General features: G+C 70.9%; 1 protein-coding gene. It reads right to left on the bottom strand.

Annotated features, from left to right (window positions below; all coding sequences use genetic code 11):
- Nucleotides 1-289, bottom strand: a 289-nt coding sequence (locus tag OO67_RS35495) for a polyketide synthase dehydratase domain-containing protein (protein WP_033305962.1), incomplete at both ends; no start/stop codon positions are given.

The following is a 289-nucleotide window of genomic DNA, read 5'->3' as shown; positions in this document are numbered from 1 at the left end:
GTGCAGGGCGGCGTCGAGGAGTGCGGGGTGGAGTGTGTGGCCGGTGGTGTCGGTGTCGTGGGGGAGGCTGACTTCGGCGTAGAGGTCGTCGCCGTCGTGCCAGAGGGCGGTGAGGCCTTGGAAGAGTGGTCCGTAGGTGTATCCGCGGGTGGTGAGTTCGTCGTAGGCGTGGGTGAGGTCGAGGGGGCGGCCGGGTGGGGGCCAGGTGATGTGTTCGGTGGGTGGGGTGGTGGTGGGTGTTCCGGCCGGTGCGAGGGTTCCGGTGGCGTGCCGGACCCACCCGGCGTCG

Source organism: Streptomyces atroolivaceus, assembly GCF_000717025.1.
In the GTDB taxonomy this organism is placed as follows: Bacteria; Actinomycetota; Actinomycetes; order Streptomycetales; family Streptomycetaceae; genus Streptomyces; species Streptomyces atroolivaceus.
Note: the sequence above shows the minus strand (reverse complement) of the source record. Positions and strands in the feature narration are given on the sequence as shown.